Origin of the sequence: Bacillus sp. JJ675, from assembly GCF_036963165.1 — a bacterium.
GTDB classification, from domain to species: domain Bacteria; phylum Bacillota; class Bacilli; order Bacillales; family Bacillaceae; genus Bacillus; species Bacillus glycinifermentans.
This window is the reverse complement of the sequence record NZ_JBALMR010000030.1, coordinates 75,835-93,292: the sequence shown is the minus strand read 5'-3', so window position 1 is coordinate 93,292 and position 17,458 is coordinate 75,835. Positions and strand designations below refer to the sequence as shown.

General features: G+C 48.3%; 16 protein-coding genes and 1 pseudogene. 2 read left to right on the top strand and 15 right to left on the bottom strand.

Features of this window, described 5'->3' with window-relative positions; translation table 11 throughout:
• Nucleotides 1-18 precede the first annotated feature (18 nt).
• Genes V7126_RS08665 through V7126_RS08645 form a run of 5 tightly spaced genes read right to left on the bottom strand, consistent with a single transcriptional unit; the run spans nucleotide 19 to nucleotide 5,359 of the window.
• Complete coding sequence (locus V7126_RS08665) at nucleotides 19-930, bottom strand: hydroxymethylglutaryl-CoA lyase (RefSeq protein ID WP_046131458.1); 912 nt, start codon at nucleotides 928-930, stop codon at nucleotides 19-21.
• Nucleotides 931-947: 17 nt separating this feature from the next.
• The gene (locus V7126_RS08660; protein ID WP_046131459.1) at nucleotides 948-1,160 is read right to left on the bottom strand and encodes an acetyl-CoA carboxylase biotin carboxyl carrier protein subunit; all 213 of its coding nucleotides are present in this window, start codon (nucleotides 1,158-1,160) and stop codon (nucleotides 948-950) included.
• 15 nt (nucleotides 1,161-1,175) lie between these two features.
• On the bottom strand, nucleotides 1,176-2,516 hold the full coding sequence (locus V7126_RS08655; protein WP_046131460.1) for an acetyl-CoA carboxylase biotin carboxylase subunit: 1,341 nt from the start codon (nucleotides 2,514-2,516) through the stop codon (nucleotides 1,176-1,178).
• Between the two features lie 14 nt (nucleotides 2,517-2,530).
• The gene (locus V7126_RS08650; protein WP_046131461.1) at nucleotides 2,531-4,171 is read right to left on the bottom strand and encodes an AMP-binding protein; all 1,641 of its coding nucleotides are present in this window, start codon (nucleotides 4,169-4,171) and stop codon (nucleotides 2,531-2,533) included.
• 33 nt (nucleotides 4,172-4,204) lie between these two features.
• Nucleotides 4,205-5,359, bottom strand: a complete 1,155-nt coding sequence (locus V7126_RS08645; RefSeq protein WP_046131462.1) for an acyl-CoA dehydrogenase — start codon at nucleotides 5,357-5,359, stop codon at nucleotides 4,205-4,207.
• 311 nt (nucleotides 5,360-5,670) lie between these two features.
• On the opposite strand from V7126_RS08645, the pseudogene V7126_RS08640 reads away from it, so the two are divergent.
• Nucleotides 5,671-6,229: pseudogene (locus V7126_RS08640) on the top strand (NAD(P)H-dependent oxidoreductase).
• A gap of 63 nt (nucleotides 6,230-6,292) precedes the next feature.
• Here V7126_RS08640 and V7126_RS08635 read toward each other — a convergent pair.
• The 6 genes from V7126_RS08635 to V7126_RS08610 form a co-directional block, all read right to left on the bottom strand.
• Entirely contained in the window at nucleotides 6,293-6,649 is a 357-nt protein-coding gene (locus V7126_RS08635; protein WP_046131464.1) for a winged helix-turn-helix transcriptional regulator, read from the bottom strand.
• Nucleotides 6,650-6,871: 222 nt separating this feature from the next.
• Nucleotides 6,872-8,143 carry a glutamate-5-semialdehyde dehydrogenase gene (locus V7126_RS08630; protein WP_046131465.1) on the bottom strand — a complete coding sequence of 424 codons (1,272 nt, stop codon included), beginning with the start codon at nucleotides 8,141-8,143 and terminating at the stop codon, nucleotides 6,872-6,874.
• 25 nt (nucleotides 8,144-8,168) lie between these two features.
• Entirely contained in the window at nucleotides 8,169-9,290 is a 1,122-nt protein-coding gene (proB, locus tag V7126_RS08625) for a glutamate 5-kinase (protein WP_046131466.1), read from the bottom strand.
• Between the two features lie 23 nt (nucleotides 9,291-9,313).
• A complete protein-coding gene (proC, locus tag V7126_RS08620; RefSeq protein ID WP_046131467.1) occupies nucleotides 9,314-10,168 on the bottom strand; it encodes a pyrroline-5-carboxylate reductase in 855 nt (284 codons plus the stop codon).
• Nucleotides 10,169-10,444: 276 nt separating this feature from the next.
• Nucleotides 10,445-11,122 carry a DUF421 domain-containing protein gene (locus tag V7126_RS08615; protein ID WP_046131468.1) on the bottom strand — a complete coding sequence of 226 codons (678 nt, stop codon included), beginning with the start codon at nucleotides 11,120-11,122 and terminating at the stop codon, nucleotides 10,445-10,447.
• Nucleotides 11,123-11,424: 302 nt separating this feature from the next.
• Nucleotides 11,425-12,135 (bottom strand): phosphoadenylyl-sulfate reductase, encoded by a 711-nt coding sequence (locus tag V7126_RS08610; protein ID WP_046131469.1) that lies wholly within the window; start codon nucleotides 12,133-12,135, stop codon nucleotides 11,425-11,427.
• A gap of 376 nt (nucleotides 12,136-12,511) precedes the next feature.
• Between V7126_RS08610 and V7126_RS08605 the strand changes: the two genes are divergently transcribed.
• Entirely contained in the window at nucleotides 12,512-13,276 is a 765-nt protein-coding gene (locus tag V7126_RS08605; RefSeq protein WP_335497531.1) for a phosphosulfolactate synthase, read from the top strand.
• 19 nt (nucleotides 13,277-13,295) lie between these two features.
• Here the strand turns inward: V7126_RS08605 and V7126_RS08600 are convergent, their stop codons facing one another.
• The 4 genes from V7126_RS08600 to V7126_RS08585 form a co-directional block, all read right to left on the bottom strand.
• Nucleotides 13,296-13,919, bottom strand: coding sequence for a YitT family protein (locus V7126_RS08600; protein WP_046131471.1), 624 nt, complete (start codon nucleotides 13,917-13,919; stop codon nucleotides 13,296-13,298).
• An 81-nt stretch (nucleotides 13,920-14,000) separates the two neighbouring features.
• Nucleotides 14,001-15,107: a mandelate racemase/muconate lactonizing enzyme family protein gene (locus tag V7126_RS08595; protein WP_046131472.1), complete on the bottom strand. Its 1,107-nt coding sequence runs from the start codon at nucleotides 15,105-15,107 to the stop codon at nucleotides 14,001-14,003.
• Nucleotides 15,108-15,127: 20 nt separating this feature from the next.
• A complete protein-coding gene (locus V7126_RS08590) occupies nucleotides 15,128-16,363 on the bottom strand; it encodes an MFS transporter (protein ID WP_046131473.1) in 1,236 nt (411 codons plus the stop codon).
• A gap of 70 nt (nucleotides 16,364-16,433) precedes the next feature.
• Complete coding sequence (locus V7126_RS08585; RefSeq protein ID WP_046131474.1) at nucleotides 16,434-17,450, bottom strand: glycosyltransferase family 2 protein; 1,017 nt, start codon at nucleotides 17,448-17,450, stop codon at nucleotides 16,434-16,436.
• Nucleotides 17,451-17,458 lie beyond the last annotated feature (8 nt).

The following is a 17,458-nucleotide window of genomic DNA, read 5'->3' as shown; positions in this document are numbered from 1 at the left end:
ATCGTCTCCCTCTTTCCTTTATGAAATAACGCCGGTTGATTTGGCAGCCTGCAAATTCCGGCTCGGCAGCTTCGTTTCCGTTTTTTCTTCGATCCATCTCGCTGCCGCAAGGAGCTTACCCAAATCAACCCCGGTCTCGATCCCCATTTGGGCGCACATATAAATGAGGTCGTCTGTTGCCGCATTTCCGGAGGAACCCGGGGCATAGGGACAGCCGCCCAATCCGCCGCACGCCCCGTCAAAGGCTGTAATCCCCATGTTCATGGCAGTCAGCATGTTGGCGAGCGCCATCCCGCGTGTATCATGAAAGTGGAGGGCGATTTTTTCTTTCGGAAAGCGTTTCAGCAGCGCTTCCAGCATGAGCTCCACCTGGACGGGATTGGCGGCGCCGATCGTGTCCCCGAGAGAAAGCTCGCAAATCTCCATGTCGAACAGCGTATCAACGATGCGGATGATTCGGTCGAGCGGAACCGTTTTCTCATAAGGACAGCCAAAGGCAACGGACAGGTAGGCCCTTGCAGTACGCTTGGCTTTGGCGGCTTCCGTTGTGACCTCTTTCAGGACGGGAAGCGTCTCATCGATTGATTTGTTGATATTTTTCATGTTGTGGGTTTCGCTTGCCGACATGAATACGGCCGCTTCGTCGATGTCCCCTTCCAGCGCCCGTTCAAGCCCTTTCGCATTCGGAACGAGCGCCGCATACGTGACGCCCGCCTTCCGTTTAATTCCTTTTGCAACCTCCAGCGCGTCGGCAAGTGAGGGAATCCATTTGGGGTGAACGAACGATGTAATTTCAATATAGGAAAGTCCTGTCTCGGAGAGCATGTCGATCCAGGCGATTTTATCTCCGGCTGAAAGCATGACCTGTTCATTTTGCAGACCGTCCCGCGGTCCGACTTCTTTGATGCGGATGTTTTGCGGAATGTTCATGTCTTTTCCCCCAAACGCTATTGAAGTTCCAATAATACTTCACCTTCATCAGCAAAATCGCCTTCGCTCATTTTGATCTCTTTTACGGTGCCGTCCGTTTCTGCAACAATCGGGATTTCCATTTTCATCGACTCTAAAATGGCGACTTCCTGTCCTTTTTCGACTGCATCGCCCGGCTTGACTAAAATCTTCCATATATTACCCGCCATATTGATGACAACTGTGTTCATAAAAGCGCCTCCTTTTTATTTCAATAGATGCTGCTGGATAAAATCGGTGTGCACCCCGCCTTTTTGAAACGCGGAAGAGCGTACGATGTCCTCAAGCAGCGGAATGTTTGTTTTGATTCCTTTTACTTTGTATTGCGAGAGCGCCCCGGTTAAGATGCGGATGGCTTCGTCCCGGTTTTTTCCTTTCACAATCATCTTCGCGATCATCGGATCGTAATACGGGGTAACCGCAGTGCCTGATGAAACAGCACACTCGTGGCGTACGTTCGGATGCTCCGGCAGTTGAAGGTCTGTAATGCGGCCCGGCGACGGAAAAAACGTTTGCGGGTCTTCCGCGTAAATTCTGACTTCGATGGCGTGGCCGTTCCGTTTAACATCTTCCTGTGAAAACGAAAGAGGGTTGCCTCTCGCGATATGAAGCTGCTCCCTGACAAGGTCGAGCCCGGTAATTTCTTCTGTAACCGGATGTTCAACCTGGAGGCGCGTATTCATTTCCAGAAAATAAAAATCATTCTTTTCATCTACTAAAAACTCGATTGTTCCAGCATTTGCATAGCCGATCGAAAGCGCTGCCTTGACGGCGGCTTCACCGAGCTTCGCCCTCATGCTTTCATCCAATAGCGGGGCCGGGGCTTCTTCGATGATCTTTTGCTGCCGCCTTTGAATCGAACAGTCCCTCTCCCAGAGGTACACGGCATTTCCGTATTCGTCTGTTAAGACTTGAATTTCGATATGGCGGGCGCGTTCGATAAACCTTTCGATATACAAGGTGCCGTCCCCGAAAAAATCGGCTGCCCTCTTTTTGTTTCCTTCATATGCTTTTTTCAAATCGTCTTCATTTCGGATGAGCTGCATTCCGATGCCGCCTCCGCCGAATGAGGCTTTCAGCATGACGGGATAGCCGATCTCCTCCGCTGTGCAGATGGCTTCTTTAAGGCCTGACAGGCTGTTTGTTGTTCCGGGCACGACCGGAACGCGAGCTTTTTCCATCGCTTTCCGCGCCTCGATTTTGTCTCCCATTTTGGCGATGACTTCCGGGGAAGGGCCGATAAACGTGATGTTCTCTTCCCTGCACCTTTCGGCAAACCGGCTGTTTTCCGAAAGCAGGCCGTATCCCGGATGGATGGCGTCCGCTCCTGCCTTCTTTGCCGTTTCGATGATTTTGTCGATATTTAAATAGCTTTCGCTGACCCGCGGTTTGCCGATCAGCCACGCTTCATCGGCGGCTTTCACATGCAAAGACTCCCTATCGGCTTCAGAGTACACGGCAGCCGTTTGGATGCCGAGCCGTTTGCATGTGCGGATGATCCTAAGTGCAATTTCCCCGCGGTTGGCGATCAGCAGTTTTTTAAACAAAAAACCTCCCCCTTTCACGACAATTTAAAAGCTTTCAGCGCCTGTTCTCTCAATCTGAATTTTTGCACCTTCCCCGACGCCGTCATCGGAAATTCATCTACGAACGCAATATAGCGGGGAATTTTATAGCGGGCGATTTTTCCTTTGCAATATTCCCGCAGCTCTTCAGCTGTTGCATGTTCTCCGCTTTTTAGCCTGACCCATGCTGACACTTCTTCACCGAACGTTTCGTCAGGCACCCCGACAACCTGGACGTCGAGAATCTTCGGGTGCCTGTATAAAAACTCTTCGATTTCTCTCGGATAAATGTTTTCGCCGCCTCTGATGATCATATCTTTTAACCGGCCCGTAATCCTGCAGTAGCCGTCATCATCCATGACAGCCAAATCGCCGGTATGGAGAAATCCGTCATCATCGATGACTGCAGCAGTTGCCTGCGGATTTTTATAATAGCCTTTCATGACATGATACCCGCGCGTGCACAGCTCTCCCTGTCTCCCCCTTTCCACCTCTTGCAATGTGTCAGGATCGATGATTTTCACTTCGATGTCCGGAAGGGCTCTGCCTACTGTTTCCACCCTGCGTTGAAGCGAATCATTGACCCTCGTCTGGGTAATGACGGGTGACGATTCTGTCTGACCATAAGCGATCGTGATCTCCGTAATCCCCATGTTATCCATGACCACTTTCATGACTTCAGTCGGACAGTTTGATCCCGCCATGATCCCCGTTCTTAAGGAAGATAGATCATACGATGCAAAATCCTCATCGTTTATCTCGGCTATAAACATCGTCGGAACGCCGTGAAGCGCGGTGCATTTCTCGGCTTGAACAGCCTGAAGCACTTCTTTCGGGCGGAATTCCTGAACGGGAACCATCGTGGCACCGGCGGCAACGCAGGCCAAATTCCCGAGCACACAGCCAAAGCAGTGAAAAAAAGGAACGGGGATGCACATCCGGTCTTGAGCCGTTAAATTCATGCATTCCGCAATATTGGCCGCATTGTTTACCAGGTTGTAATGGGTCAGCATGACTCCTTTCGGAAAACCGGTCGTGCCTGATGTGTACTGCATGTTGATTACATCGTGTTCATCAAGGCTATCCATTCTTTCTTCAAGCTCTTTTTCGCCGACCGATTCCGCTTTTTCTAACATGTCATCCCAAAGGTGCATGCCTGGATGCCTCGCGTTCCCGAGAACGATAATATGTTTTAAAAAAGGCAGTCTGCCAGATGCGAGTCTTCCGGGCTCTGAATCTTTTAATTCAGGAAGCAGTTCGTAAAGAATATCAATATAAGAGGTGTCCCGGTAAGACTCCATTAAAATAAGCGTCGTCGCATCCGATTGTTTGAGCACATATTCGATCTCTGCTGATTGATAATTCGTATTGACTGTGACAAGCACGGCCCCGATTTTTGCGGCGGCAAATTGTGCGGTCAGCCATTCCGGTGTATTCGAAGCCCAGATCGCAATGTGTTCGCCTTTTTGAATGCCGAGAGCCATCAGTCCTTTTGCAGTATGCCGGCACAACCTGTCAAATTCCAGATACGTATAGCGGAGGCCGCGGTCGGGATAGACGACGGCTTCGTGTTCAGGCGCATTTTCCGCCGTTTTCTCCAACAGCTTACCGATCGTCAAATGAATCCGCTCTGCCAATCGATTCCCTCCCCTCCAGTAAGCGTTTTCACTTTAGGCGTTTTTTTGCATGCCGAGCTGTCTGGCGATGACCAGCCGCTGAATCTCTGATGTTCCTTCACCGATTTCCATCAGTTTTGCATCCCGCAGCATGCGCTCCACACCGTACTCTCTCATATAGCCGTATCCGCCGTGGATTTGAATCGCCTGATTGCACACCCTCATCGCCATTTCTGAAGCAAACAGCTTGGCGAAAGCGGCCTCTTTCGTAAACGGACGGCCTTGATCTTTCAGCCACGCAGCCTTCAGCACCATGTTGCGGGCGAGCTCGATTTCCAGCGCCATATCTGCAAGCTTGAACTGAATCGCCTGAAAGGAAGAAAGCGGCCGCCCGAATTGCTTTCGATCGTTGACATATCCCATTGAGGCGTCAAATGCGCCTTGGGCGATTCCGACTGCAAGAGCGCCGATCGAAATCCTTCCTCCGTCAAGCGTTGTGAGGAATTGTTTAAAACCTTTCTCAGGACTGCCCAGCAGGTTTTCCTTCGGAACGCGGACATTTTCTAATATAAGCTGTGACGTATTGGAGCCGCGCACGCCCATTTTGTCGTATTCGCTTTTAATGGTGAGCCCTTCTGTGTCCGTCGGGACAATAATGGCTGAAATGATATTCTTCCCGTTTTTATCTTTGCCTGTCACCGCTGTGACGATGACTGTGCGGGCATATCCCGCATTTGTAATCCAGCATTTTTCGCCGTTGATCACATAGTCGCTGCCGTCCTCGCGCGCTCTTGTCTGTGTGCCTCCGGCATCAGAGCCGGCATTTGGCTCTGTCAGCCCGAACGCTCCAAGCGCTTTGCCTGAGGCAAGCGGTACAAGATATGTTTTCTTTTGTTTCTCCGTGCCGAAGTAATAGATCGGCGAAGCGCCGAGCGACACGGCCGCCGCATAGCTGAGCCCAGTGCTGCCGCAAGCCCTGCCGATTTCTTCGACAGCGAGTGCGTATGAAATCGTATCCCCTCCCGATCCGCCGTATTGTTCCGGAAACGGAATCCCGAAAAGGCCGAGCTCCCCCATTTTCTTGAAGGTTTTAAGCGGGAATTCCCCCGTTTTGTCAACGTGTTCAGCATTCGGCGCAATTTCCTGTTTTGCAAAGTCTCTGACAAGTTCGCGAACCATTTTCTGTTCTCTGGTCAATTCAAAATCCATCAGATGCCCCCCTTTTTTGGATCGTCAAAATCCTTGAACAGCAAAACTTTGTTAACATTATATTAAAAAAGTGCGTCCTTCATGCCAGCTGTTTTCGGACAAGCAAGATTGTCCCTTGAACATTGAGCTTAAAGCCCATTGTACAGGCAATGACTGCTCCTTGATATAAAAGATTCGCGTGGGAACAGGTGCAGCTGGAACCGCTTGATACTTACCTCTATGAAAGTACCTGTACTAAAAGTGCATACTTACACAGTTTCAGTTTGCATTTTATACTCAGGATGAAATCATCCTTTTAGGAGGGAAAGTCTTTGAAAACTCTTATTATCGTTACACACGCAAACATAGAAACATCAGTCATTAATAAGCGCTGGGTAAACGAACTCCAAAAATATCCGGAAAAGTATACAGTCCGAATTGTACAAGGTTTACCCGGATGGAAACATAGACGTGGAAACAGAACAAAAATTGGTTGAATCTCATGGCAACCTTGTTCTGCAGTTCCCTATACATTGGTTTAATTGTCCGCCTCTTCTTAAAAAATGGCTTGATGATGTTTTGGCTTATGGATGGGCTTACGGTTCAAATGGAGGGGATAAATTCAAGAATCGAAAAGTTGCTCTAGGGGTAACTGCCGGAATCAAAAAAGAAGATTATCGTGAAACCGGGAGGTACCGGTATACACTTGGACAAATATTGGTTCCGTTTGAAACGACATTCCTGTATTGCAATGCAGATTATCGTTCGTTCTTTGCATTTTACGGCAAAGAAAATAGTCCAGGCGGAAACGAAGAAGAAGAAAATGAACCGGGTGCAAGCGAATTGGACAAAAGCGCGCAAGATTATTTAGCTTTTATTGACAATCTATAAAAAGTAAACAAGAGGTGTTTCCTTGTTCAGGAAATGCTTCTTTTGGTTTACATAAAAGAAGCACTAAAGATCCGGCTGCCTGTTTTTCTCTCCCCAATCGCACATCATATTCAACAAAGGAACAAGAGAAAGACCGCGTTCAGATAATGAATACTCAACCCTCGGAGGTATTTGGGGAAATTCCTTCCGTATGATAAGGCCGTCTGCCTCCAGCTCTTTTAACATGATGCTCAGCGTTTTGAAGGAAATGGTGCCTATGCTTCGCTTCAGCTCATTATGGCGCATCATCTTATTTTCAGACAGCCAATAAAGAATGATCATTTTATATTTGCCGCTTATTAAGGACAACGTATACCCAAAGCCGGTGCCCTTGAGGTTCACGCCGGTCGGAACACACGTTTTTCCGGTTTCGATTCTCATAACATACACTCTCCTTCGAAAAAACTTCATACATCATTATCTAATCTGAATGAAAGGGTGTAAAGAAAGACCGCTTTTCATCGCGGCTGCTTCCGTAAAAATGAAGTTTGAAGTGCACCTGGCGCTTCCCGCAATCGTTTAATTTGGGAATTTAGCCAGAAGAAAACTGCACCGCCGATTGTTAGATCGGGATGCAGTTCAAATACGCGGGGGCTTCTTCGTTTATGTTCTGATATGGCCGTTGCCTGTCATGATATATTTGAATGTCGTCAGGTCTTTCAGCCCCATCGGGCCGCGGGCATGGAGCTTTTGCGTCGAAATTCCGATTTCAGCGCCGAAGCCGAGGGCTCCGCCGTCAGTGAAGCGGGTCGATGCATTGTGGTACAGCGCCGCGGCATCCACGGCGCCGAAAAAGGCTTTTGCCGTTTCCGGGTTTTCCGTCACGATCGCTTCTGAATGCTTTGTCCCGTATGTCTCAATATGATCGCAGGCTTCATCAAATGTACTTACGACTTTGACAGCGAGATCAAGACTTAAATATTCGTCTCGCCAATCGGCTTCACCGGCGGGTTTGGCGTCCGGTATGAACCGGACGGCTTTTTCGTCCCCGTGAACCCGGATGCCGTGTTCGCTGAAGGCTGTGATCAGCGCATTGCTGTTTTCCTTAAGCCATTTTTCATGAACGATCAATGTTTCGAGTGCATTGCATACAGCCGGCCGGTCTGTTTTCGCATTGATAAGAATGCTGACGGCTTTTGCCGTGTCGGCTTCCCGATCGATATAAAGGTGGCAGTTGCCGACGCCTGTTTCAAGAACCGGAACCGTTGCGTGTTCCAGCGTATCCCGAATTAAAGCGCCGCCTCCCCGGGGAATGAGCACATCGATATGTTCTTTCATCTTAAAAAGCTCTTTTGCGGCGCTCCGGTCCGTGCTCTCGATAAATTGAACGGCATCCTGAGGAATGGCTGTAGAAGCGAGGGTTTCATGCATAACAGAGACGATCGCTTTATTCGAATGGATCGCAGATGAGCCGCCTTTTAAAATGACAGCATTTCCAGATTTGAGAGCAAGGCCCGCCGCATCGACGGTAACGTTGGGCCTTGCCTCGTAGATCATGCCGATGACGCCTAAAGGAACGCGGATTTTCTCCGCTTTTAATCCGTTCTCAAGCAGCCGGCTGGACAGCGTTTCGCCTACGGGATCTTCCAGTTCCGCCACCTCTCTTAGACTTTTCGCAAAGTCCGCCACTCTGTCTTCATCGAGTGACAGCCGGTCGATGTATGCCGCATCATAGCCTTTCTTTTGTCCGGCATCCGTATCCTTCTTATTCTCAACAAGGATCAGATCCATGTTTTTCTCGAGATTCCCGGCTAATGCGTACAGCGCGTCATTTTTTTCTGTTTCCGTGATCACTCTCATGCGTTTTGCCGCTTTCTTTGCTTTGATCGCTTGTTTTTCGATGCGTGATGCAGCGCCTTCATTAATTGCAGCCATGGTCGGGTTCCTCCTTTTCTCATCCTTAAAGCGGAACGGATAGTTCCAAATGGCAGACAAATGCTTCTCTGTCTACGACAGCCTGTGAGGCAGCGGCTGATTCCTCATTTTTCTCCTTCTTCCATTTACGAAGCTGGGATGAAGAAAAGTTGACGACGCCGAGGCCGATTTCTTCCCTTTCCTGGTCAAGGATGCGGACGACGGAGCCGTTATTGAAACGGCCGTTTATTTCGTAAATACTAGAAGGATACAGGCTTTTCTTTCGGTCGATGATCGATTCTTTGCTTTCATTGCTGACGATGATGTCTCCTTCTGGGCCCGAGTTAAAAGCGATCCATTGCTTTTTATGATTGAGGATGCGCGAATCTGCGTTCGGCTTAAAATATGTCCCCCGTGCGGTTCCTTTGAGGGCTTCATGCAGAATATCAGGGCAACCGGCGCTCCCCAAAAACCCTTTTATACCTGAAGCCATTGTGATCTTAAATGCGTCCAGCTTTGACTTCATACCGCCCGTTCCGACATCGCTTCCGGCATCACCGGCCGACGCTTCGATCCCCGGAGTGATTTCATGCACTTCTTTTATGAGGCCGGCATCCGGCGTGTTGCGAGGATTTGCATCATACAGTCCATCAATATCTGACAAAATCGTCAGCAAATCTGCGTCTATCAGTCCGGCGACTTTCGCTGAGAGCGTATCGTTGTCACCGAATTTGAGCCGGTTTACGGTGACTGTGTCATTTTCGTTGATGATCGGGATGATTCCCCGCTTCAATAGGACGTTCATTGTGTTTCTTACATTGTTGTAGCGATGTTCATCAGAGAAATCGCCTCTTGTGATTAAAATTTGCGAGGCGATGTAGCCGTGCGATAAAAAGAGCTTGGAATAGGCTTCTATTAACAATCCTTGGCCGACAGATGCAGACGCCTGCTTTTCGGAGAGAGACACCGGCCTGTTCATCAATCCGAGCTTCCGGTATCCGGCTGCGACTGCTCCCGATGAGACGAGAAGCACTTCATGTCCTTCATCTTTCAGGCGGACGATCTGTTCAACGAGCTTTTCAAGTTTTTTGCTGCTGATTTCGCCGTGAAGGCTTGTTAATGAACTGCTCCCCACTTTGACAACTACCCTCATTTGCTGAGAGGTCATTTTATCACTCCTATAATGGATCCCTATTTTGCTGCGGCGAACTGTTTCAATTCCTGACTGATCGTTTTCGAGCGTTTGGCTGCATGCCTGATCGCCTGCTCGATCGCTTCGCCGCCTCCGTTTTCCTCCAAAGCCTTCAATCCGGCGGCGGTCGTTCCGTTAGGAGAGGTGATGTTGTCTTTGAGAACAGCGGTATCCAGTGGGCTTTCCAACAGCATTTTTGCTGCGCCCAAAAGCGTCTGCGCCCCGATCTCTCTCGTTAATTTGCCGCTTAAACCGGCCTCTGCACCTGCTTTTTCGATATGTTCCATTAAATAATAAAAGTAGGCGGGCCCGCTTCCGGCGATTCCTGTGAAAATGTCCATTTTGCTTTCCTCAATGCAATAGACTTCTCCCATGCATTGCAGCAATTGTTTTGCGGTTTTTGAATGATCGGCAGTCGCTGCCCTTCCTACGGACATCGCGGTTGCCGAGGCGCCGACCGCACTTGACGTATTCGGCATCATTCTGATGACAGGCTGCTTGTCGTACAGCGCTTCTTCAATAAATGAAATCGGAATGCCAGCTAAAACTGACAATATGAGCTGATGGGGTTGAATATGCGGTTTTATGGAATGAAGAGCAGCTTCGGCATCCTTCGGCTTCATCGCCAAAATGAAGCAGTCAATTTTTCCGTAATCGAGCTCTTCTTTTTTGATGCCTTTTATTCCATATTTGTTCTGGAGTTCTTTTAAACGGCGGTGATTCGTATGATTGGTCACATAGATTTGGCCGGCGGGCAGCTTTTTTGACTGGATGATGCCTGAAATCATCCCTTCTGCCATGGAACCGGCACCGATAAAAGCTACGTTTTTTTGCTCAATATTGATCTTTAACATCTCCCTTTGTTCGCATTTTGTTCGTATTTTCCGAACACGGTTAGTATATTAACACGTTAGATATTTATGTCAAGTTTACGCGTTTTGACTGGACGGCAAGCAAATATGCGGAACACGCAAAAATCGTTCTTTCGCTAGTCGCCGATTTTGTCCGTTTGAAGGCCTTTCATCTCAGACAGCGGAAAACCGCGAGTCTTTCTGCACGGTGCAAAAGAATCAATTTATTAAGAAAAAACCGCGGATCTGATCGCTTCTTAGGTCCGCGGTTTTCCTTGCTCAATATTCGGTAATGTAGAGCTTTTCCTCATCGCCCCGCCATTCTGCGTATAACACGTCGCTGTAATTTTGAATGTTGCGGCTCGATAATTGCTGCTTGAGCCAGCTTTTATCAAACCCGGCCTCTTTCAGGTTTTCCTCTTTCAGCTGGCCGTCAAGGATGAACGCAATCGGAAGCAGAACGGATTGGTGCGGGATGTTTAAATCCGATTTTGTCGGCGTCTCATATTTATGTTTCCGAAGAACGCTGATCGAGCCGTCTGTTTCCAATATCGCATATTCGATTTCATGAAGGGAAAAACAGCCTTTTTCACGCGCTAATGTTTGCAGCTGGTTTAAATCGAGTTTGTTTTTTTTCAAGGCGCTGTAATTGATTTTTCCCTTATCGATAATGATATTCGGCTGTCCTTCGAGGAAGCCTCTCATGCTTTGTGCTTTTTGCGATAGAATCTCGATCGAATAGATGAGGATCCCCCACACCATGATGGCAAAGAGAACTTTCGAAATGGTGACGTCATCGTCAAAAATCGCGTTCCCCACCATCTCACCGAGTATAAGAGCGGAAATGAAATCGAACGGGGTGATTTGGGCGAATTGGGTTTTCCCCAGTATTTTCGTCATGATAAATAAAGCGGCAAATCCGATGATCAGTTCAACCGCCAAGTGTAAATAATCCATCAAGGTTCCCTCCCGATTCTCTCTTCATTGTTAACAATCGGGTTGGGGTTTAAACCCGGCGCGTTTGATCATCTGGCATAAAGAATGTGAAAAAAAGCTGATCTGCTTTTTGAGCGGTAAGCTTTTCCGCAATCATTATTCTTTTCAAAAGGAGATGACGATGTCTGCCGATTCGTAGAACGGCCGATTATCAGCTTTGACGCGCGTATTTTGCATGTTCGATCAATTTCAGAGGACAGCGCCTTTATTTAGCCGTCCCCTGGTCCGGCCCTGCTTGACAGCCGCAAACAGCGCCATTGTTCCTACCGGGACTGGTGCAGCCCGCATTCTGTTTTATCGAGATGGGCCCATCTCCCCGCTCTTATATCATCTCCCTCTGTCACAGGAAGTGTGCATACTTCGCATCCGATGCTCGGATAATGCTCGTCATGCAGCTTGTGGTATGTCAGATGATTGAGTTTGATGTAGCTCCACACATCGTCCCAGGTCCAGTGAATAAGGGGACAAATTTTAATCAGTTTGAACTTGTCATCCTTGTTGATGTAGCGGACGTGCCGCCTCGTTTCCGACTGTTCCCGCCTCAGTCCGGTAATCCAGGCATCCGCGCCTGAGAGGTGCTTTTTTAACGGCTCGATTTTGCGGAGGGCGCAGCACATATCGGGCTGACGCTTCCAAAGCTCGCCGCCGTACCTGTCCTCCTGCTCCTCAAGCGTGATATCCGGCTTCAAGAAGCTGATCACAAGGCCCGGATACTTGTCTTTAATCCTCTTGATCAGATCATAGGTTTCCTGAAAATGAAGGCCTGTATCTAAAAAAACGATATTTGCGTCTTTTTTTATTTTCGATATCAAATCGATTAAAACGACTCCCTCGGCTCCAAAGCTGCACGCATAAACGATGTTGTCATACGTGCGGTACGCCCATTTCAAAACATCCATATCACCGCAAAAGCGATCCATGACCTCTTTTGCGGCGTCTTCATTCCATGTGTGATATGTTAAAACGCCGTTCATCTATTCTCCCCCACTTTTCCAGCTTAAGACACATAGGCAGATTATTCAGTTCCTAAAGCAAATGTGCCAGGAAGAAAAACTTCGGCCCATTCCTGTCCATCTTGACGTCTTCATGAAGTATGGAACCTTATAAAAGGAGGGCGAATATAATGCTTTGACTTCGCAAATGGGGAAATACCCATCCTAAAACATATGACCAGTCCTGATTTTTTAACACGCTGCCTACAAGGGGGTGGAAAACGAGATCGCTCCTTGCCGGATAAGCAAAACATCTCCGCTTGAAAAGATGCAAAACCTGTATCCGCACCTTTTTTCGAGACGCTTTAAACATACAGCGGCAAATCCATGAAAGTCAAAGATTGTGAGGGGTAATAGCATGATTTCATCTGAATTGAAACTGCCCGAGAGGCAGCTTAAACCGAGAACAAACGGGATCACCATCCTGATTGATAACGGAGTTCCCGAAAACTTGTTTAAAGACACCATCAGCGGGGCGGCCGACTATATAGATTTTGTGAAATTCGGCTGGGGGACGTCACTGATCACGAAACGCCTTGAAGAGAAGATCGATTGCCTAAAGCAGCATGACGTGCAATATTTTTTCGGGGGAACCTTATTTGAAAAGTTTTTAAGTCAGGATAAGATTGAAGATTATTACCGCTATTGCAAACGGTACGGCTGTAAGTATGTCGAAATATCCAACGGGACGATTCGCCTGTCCAATAGAGAAAAAGCGAGCTTTATCTCCGATTTTTCAAAGGAATTCCGCGTTTACAGCGAGGTAGGCTCGAAGAACTGCGCGATCAGCAATGAACAGCAGTCATCAGAATGGATCGATTATATTCTTGAAGATCTTGAAGCGGGGGCCGGGAAGGTCATCACAGAAACAAGAGAAGGCGGAACGAGCGGTTTATGCAAAAGCGACGGAGAAATGCGCTCCCAGCTGATTGAAGAAATCCTTGCGTCCGGAGTGCACCCGGACAATCTGATTTTTGAGGCGCCGACAAAAAAATTACAGACGTGTTTTATCGGAAAAATCGGTCCAAATGTGAATTTGGCAAACATTTCGTTTCAAGATGCGATTCCGTTGGAAACGCTGAGGCTTGGACTTCGTTCAGATACATTTTATTTATTCGAATAGGTTCGCCCCTGGGGCGGGTCTATTTTTTGTTGCGATAGCCTGCAATGGGCATAAAAAGCGGGCGCAGGCGAATCTGATAGATCGCATCGATGATCTTTGTTGAAATCCATTGGCAGACGAGCGCTTGAATGACGATCCCCCAGGCGATAACCGATGCTGTCAGCAGAAAGATGAAGGCGTTCATCAAAAACAAAGCGGTTCCCGGCTTTCCCCCGCGGTATATAGAAATCATCAAAGCCAGGGCGCCGAATCCCCCGTTTGAAATGTTGTATTTATATAAAATGCCGACGCCGGTTCCTAACAGAACAGCACCGTAAAATAAATCCAGCCAAATGTTACTGGTCGTCATCGCAGGAAAAAGAGATTCAAAGATCTGCACCGACACGGACGTCATCGTAATCGATGCCATCGTTCCGACGACCGTTACCGGTTCAAGCCATTTGACGGCTGTCAGGAGCAGAGAAAAGTTGACGGCCCAAACCGTTAAACCGTGCGGGACCTGAAACCAAAAATTGAGCAAAACGGCTATTCCCGCCGCCCCTCCCGACGGAATGTGGTTTGGAAACAAAAACATTGCCATGCCCAGCCCCTGCAGAACGCTGCCCAAAAAAATAGCTTGTGCGATTTTAAATTTTCTTCCCATACGGATGTAATCCCCTTTACCTGAACTTGTCCTCTATTCACTATATGAAAGGGGAAAACAAAAATATAACAGATTTTAAGGCTAGCCGTAAGCAGTCCCGTCCCAGAGGTATGCTTTGACTAACTCTGTATCTACCTCAATTCGGTCAGGCACATGAACATAACCGTTCACTGTTCCGTAATGGACGAGCTGTGAAAATGGGTTTTCCATCATGTCCCACTCAACCGGTTCGATGTCTGCTCCGGCCATTTTCGTCCACGGCGATAAACAGGCCTGAGCGAAAACCGCATATAATCTCGAAAGCGCTCCGTCATAACAGTGCGGGGATATACGTCTGCCAAACGTGCGGGCAATCTGCAAGGTGCACCGAAAATCGTCTATTCCCTCACAGTGCATAACATCGGGTTGGATGATATCGACGGCATGTTCCAGCAGCAGCGGCAAAAACTGCCCGGCTCCTTTCATATTCTCCCCTCCGGCAACCGGTACGGAAAGAGCTGAGCGCAGCAGTTTGTACTCCTTTATATCAGCGAACGGCAACGGCTCTTCAAACCATAGAAGATTTGGCCATATCGAAAAGTAACGCTCCCATTTGCGAGCGGCGGCCAAATCGTAGCTTTGGTTGGCATCCATAATAAAGCGGATCTTTTGCTCTGTCATGACTTGGAAATCCTGAATATGTTTCAGGTCCTCGGCAAATGTCCTGCCTCCCGTTTTGATTTTGACTTGTTGAAACCCCTGGCTGACGGCTTGTTCGATCAGACGAAGGGAATGTTCGCGCCAGTCGGTTCTGTCAGAATAGGATTGAAAGGAGGCGTAAACCGGAACCTGTTCTCTCAGCTTTCCTCCCCATACATCACATATCGAAAGACCGGCTTTTTTTGCCGCAATGTCTGTCAAAGCCATGCTGACGGCCGCTGCCGCCCGCTGATGCCATTTCTTGATGACGCTGACAATCTGCATGCGGTCAGTGGCTTGTTTTCCGATTAAAAAAGGGATGATCCGTTTTTGAAATCCGGTTTCCAATAAGGGCAGCCAGTCTGCGCACTCCCCCCAGCCGGTGAGCCCTGACGCCGTTGTGATTCGGATTAAATAGAGTGTTCTGTAATGTTTATAACCGTTCGCGTCCCCATAAGGAGAGGAAAGCTTGTGAAATAGCGGGTACGTTTCAACTTTTTCAATGCGCATATCTTCTCCCATCCTTCGCGTCAAGCCGGCTGCAGTCCTTCAGGCCCCTTTTTTTTCGAGTCTTCTTTTTTGACGTGGATCATTGTGAGAACGAGAATGCCGATGACAAGGGTCAGCCCTGCGATGGACATGAACATTCCGATTTTTGACCATTCCATCAGCCGTCCGAAAATCGGCGGTCCGATGGCCACCCCCAAAAATCGGACCGAACTGTAAAGCGATGTCACAAATCCCCGTCTTTCTTTGCCGACAGCGCCCGTTATGAAGCTGTTGACGCAAGGCAGGACAAAGCCTGTGCCGATACTGCTGACGACGAGAATCGAGATAAACGGAACGAGAGCGGAGAAAAATGACAGCGCCCCGTAGGAAGCCGTTATAAATGCGAGTCCGATCAACATCAACCTTTTCATCAGCCGCTGATTTTGTCCGATTTTACTTCCGGTAATGTATGAAGTCGTACACATGACGAGAAGCGGAATCGCCAAAATCAGCCCTTTTTTCACGCCATCTGTTTGGAATTCTTTCTCAAGCACATCAGATAAATAAAACAAAATGCCAAACAGAGTAAACAGGCAGACCGCACCTGCCAAATAGGCTGTAAAAAGCCATCTGCCCTCATGTTTAAACACGCTCACAAGTCCCTTCACATATTTCCCAAAGGCCGGCGGCTCTTTCTTTTTGTCGTTTTCTTTAATAAAAATCCAGGTGAGCAAGATTGGAGCAATACAAAAAGCCGGAAAGGCAAAAAACACCCAATACCAGGCGATCAATGCGATGAGCGAGCCCAATATCGGCGACAGCACCTTTCCGAAGCCGTTGGAAGCCTCGACAATGCCAAGCACCCTGCTTTCTTCAGAGCCTTTGAACAGGTCTCCCGTCAGCGCCATGGCGAGCGATGCTGTACCTGCTGCTCCGAGTCCCTGCAGCCCCCGGCCGATCAGCACCCATGAATAAGCATTCTCAAATGTCGTGGAGGCGAATCCCGCGAGAATCCCTCCTATACCATAAAGAAACAAACACGGTATAATAATGACTTTTCGCGAAAATCTGTCAGCCAGGTAGCCGAGCAATGGAATAAAAACGGCTGCCGTTATCGAAAAGACAGTAATGATTAGACTGACCTGGAACTGAGACAGATGGAGCTCGGATTTCATTTTGGGCAGAATCGGAATCAGCATTGAATTTCCCAATGTCATAATGACGGGGATCGATCCGATGGCAACAATGGTCAGCCCAGAGGTTTGTTTTTCTTCCATAAGCTTGTACATCCTTCCTTCTGCAAAATAAACTTGACATCCCAATTAGATTTCCCGCAAGCGTCAGTTGCTATTCTCTGCCAACCGCTGTCGTCCCTTGAATGTTCTCGCGGCTGCGCTGTGTTAATCGCTCTGTATACAAATCGATGTCAACCGTATACTTCGGCCGGTTTTTCACCTCGGTAAAAATCGTTCCGATATATTCGCCGATGATGCCGATTCCCATTAATTGCAGGCCTCCCAAAAGCCATATCGAAATGATCAGGGATGTCCAGCCCGCATTCGTATAGCCGAGCATCTTTTGAATGACCGCATAGATGCCGGCAATGCCGCTCAGAAAAAATAAGAAAAAGCCGATAAGCGTAAAAAAGCGGATGGGGGCCACACTGAATGAGGTAATCCCGTGAAAAGCAAAGGACAGCATCTTTTTAAGCGGATATTTCGTCTCTCCTGCAAGCCTTTCCTTTCTGTCATAGAACACCTTTGCCGAACGCAGTCCGATAAGCGGCACGATCCCGCGCAGAAAAACGTTGGCTTCATGGTAGCGCGAAAGCTCTTCAAGCGCTCTTTTGCCGAGCAGGCGGAAATCAGCGTGGTTGTCGACGAGACGGATGCCGAGTTGGTTCATTAGCCTGTAGAACCACTCCGCGGTCGTGCGCTTAAAAAAGGTGTCGGTTTTCCGGCTGCGGCGGACGCCGTAAACAATTTCATATCCTTCATGATACTTTTTTATAAACTCGCGAATCGCGGAGACGTCGTCCTGAAGGTCGGCATCGATCGAAATTACGCAGTCAGATTTTTGCTTCGCTTTATCAAGCCCTGCCAAAAGCGCCTTTTGATGTCCCGTATTCCGGGCCAATTTCAAGCCTGTTACATAATGGTTTTTGGTACTTTCCATGGCGATCAATGACCATGTCCGGTCTTTTGATCCGTCATCAACGAAGAGCAGCTTGCTGTCGGCTGAAATCAATTTTTCCTCCGCCAAATCGCATAACACGGCGGTCAGCCGCCTCGCTGTTTCTGAAAACACTTCCTCTTCGTTATAACACGGAATGACGATCGTTAGTAAAGGCTGCGGTACATTCAATGTGCTTC

Bases quoted from the DNA above. Each gene is read 5' to 3' on its own strand.
- V7126_RS08665 (WP_046131458.1), bottom strand. From the start codon at position 930: ATGAACATTCCGCAAAACATCCGCATCAAAGAAGTCGGACCGCGGGAC.
- V7126_RS08660 (WP_046131459.1), bottom strand. From the start codon at position 1,160: ATGAACACAGTTGTCATCAATATGGCGGGTAATATATGGAAGATTTTA.
- V7126_RS08645 (WP_046131462.1), bottom strand. From the start codon at position 5,359: ATGGATTTTGAATTGACCAGAGAACAGAAAATGGTTCGCGAACTTGTC.
- V7126_RS08635 (WP_046131464.1), bottom strand. From the start codon at position 6,649: ATGAGAATCGAAACCGGAAAAACGTGTGTTCCGACCGGCGTGAACCTC.
- V7126_RS08630 (WP_046131465.1), bottom strand. From the start codon at position 8,143: ATGGCTGCAATTAATGAAGGCGCTGCATCACGCATCGAAAAACAAGCG.
- proB (WP_046131466.1), bottom strand. From the start codon at position 9,290: ATGACCTCTCAGCAAATGAGGGTAGTTGTCAAAGTGGGGAGCAGTTCA.
- proC (WP_046131467.1), bottom strand. From the start codon at position 10,168: ATGTTAAAGATCAATATTGAGCAAAAAAACGTAGCTTTTATCGGTGCC.
- V7126_RS08615 (WP_046131468.1), bottom strand. From the start codon at position 11,122: ATGGATTATTTACACTTGGCGGTTGAACTGATCATCGGATTTGCCGCT.
- V7126_RS08610 (WP_046131469.1), bottom strand. From the start codon at position 12,135: ATGAACGGCGTTTTAACATATCACACATGGAATGAAGACGCCGCAAAA.
- V7126_RS08605 (WP_335497531.1), top strand. From the start codon at position 12,512: ATGATTTCATCTGAATTGAAACTGCCCGAGAGGCAGCTTAAACCGAGA.
- V7126_RS08600 (WP_046131471.1), bottom strand. From the start codon at position 13,919: ATGGGAAGAAAATTTAAAATCGCACAAGCTATTTTTTTGGGCAGCGTT.
- V7126_RS08595 (WP_046131472.1), bottom strand. From the start codon at position 15,107: ATGCGCATTGAAAAAGTTGAAACGTACCCGCTATTTCACAAGCTTTCC.
- V7126_RS08590 (WP_046131473.1), bottom strand. From the start codon at position 16,363: ATGGAAGAAAAACAAACCTCTGGGCTGACCATTGTTGCCATCGGATCG.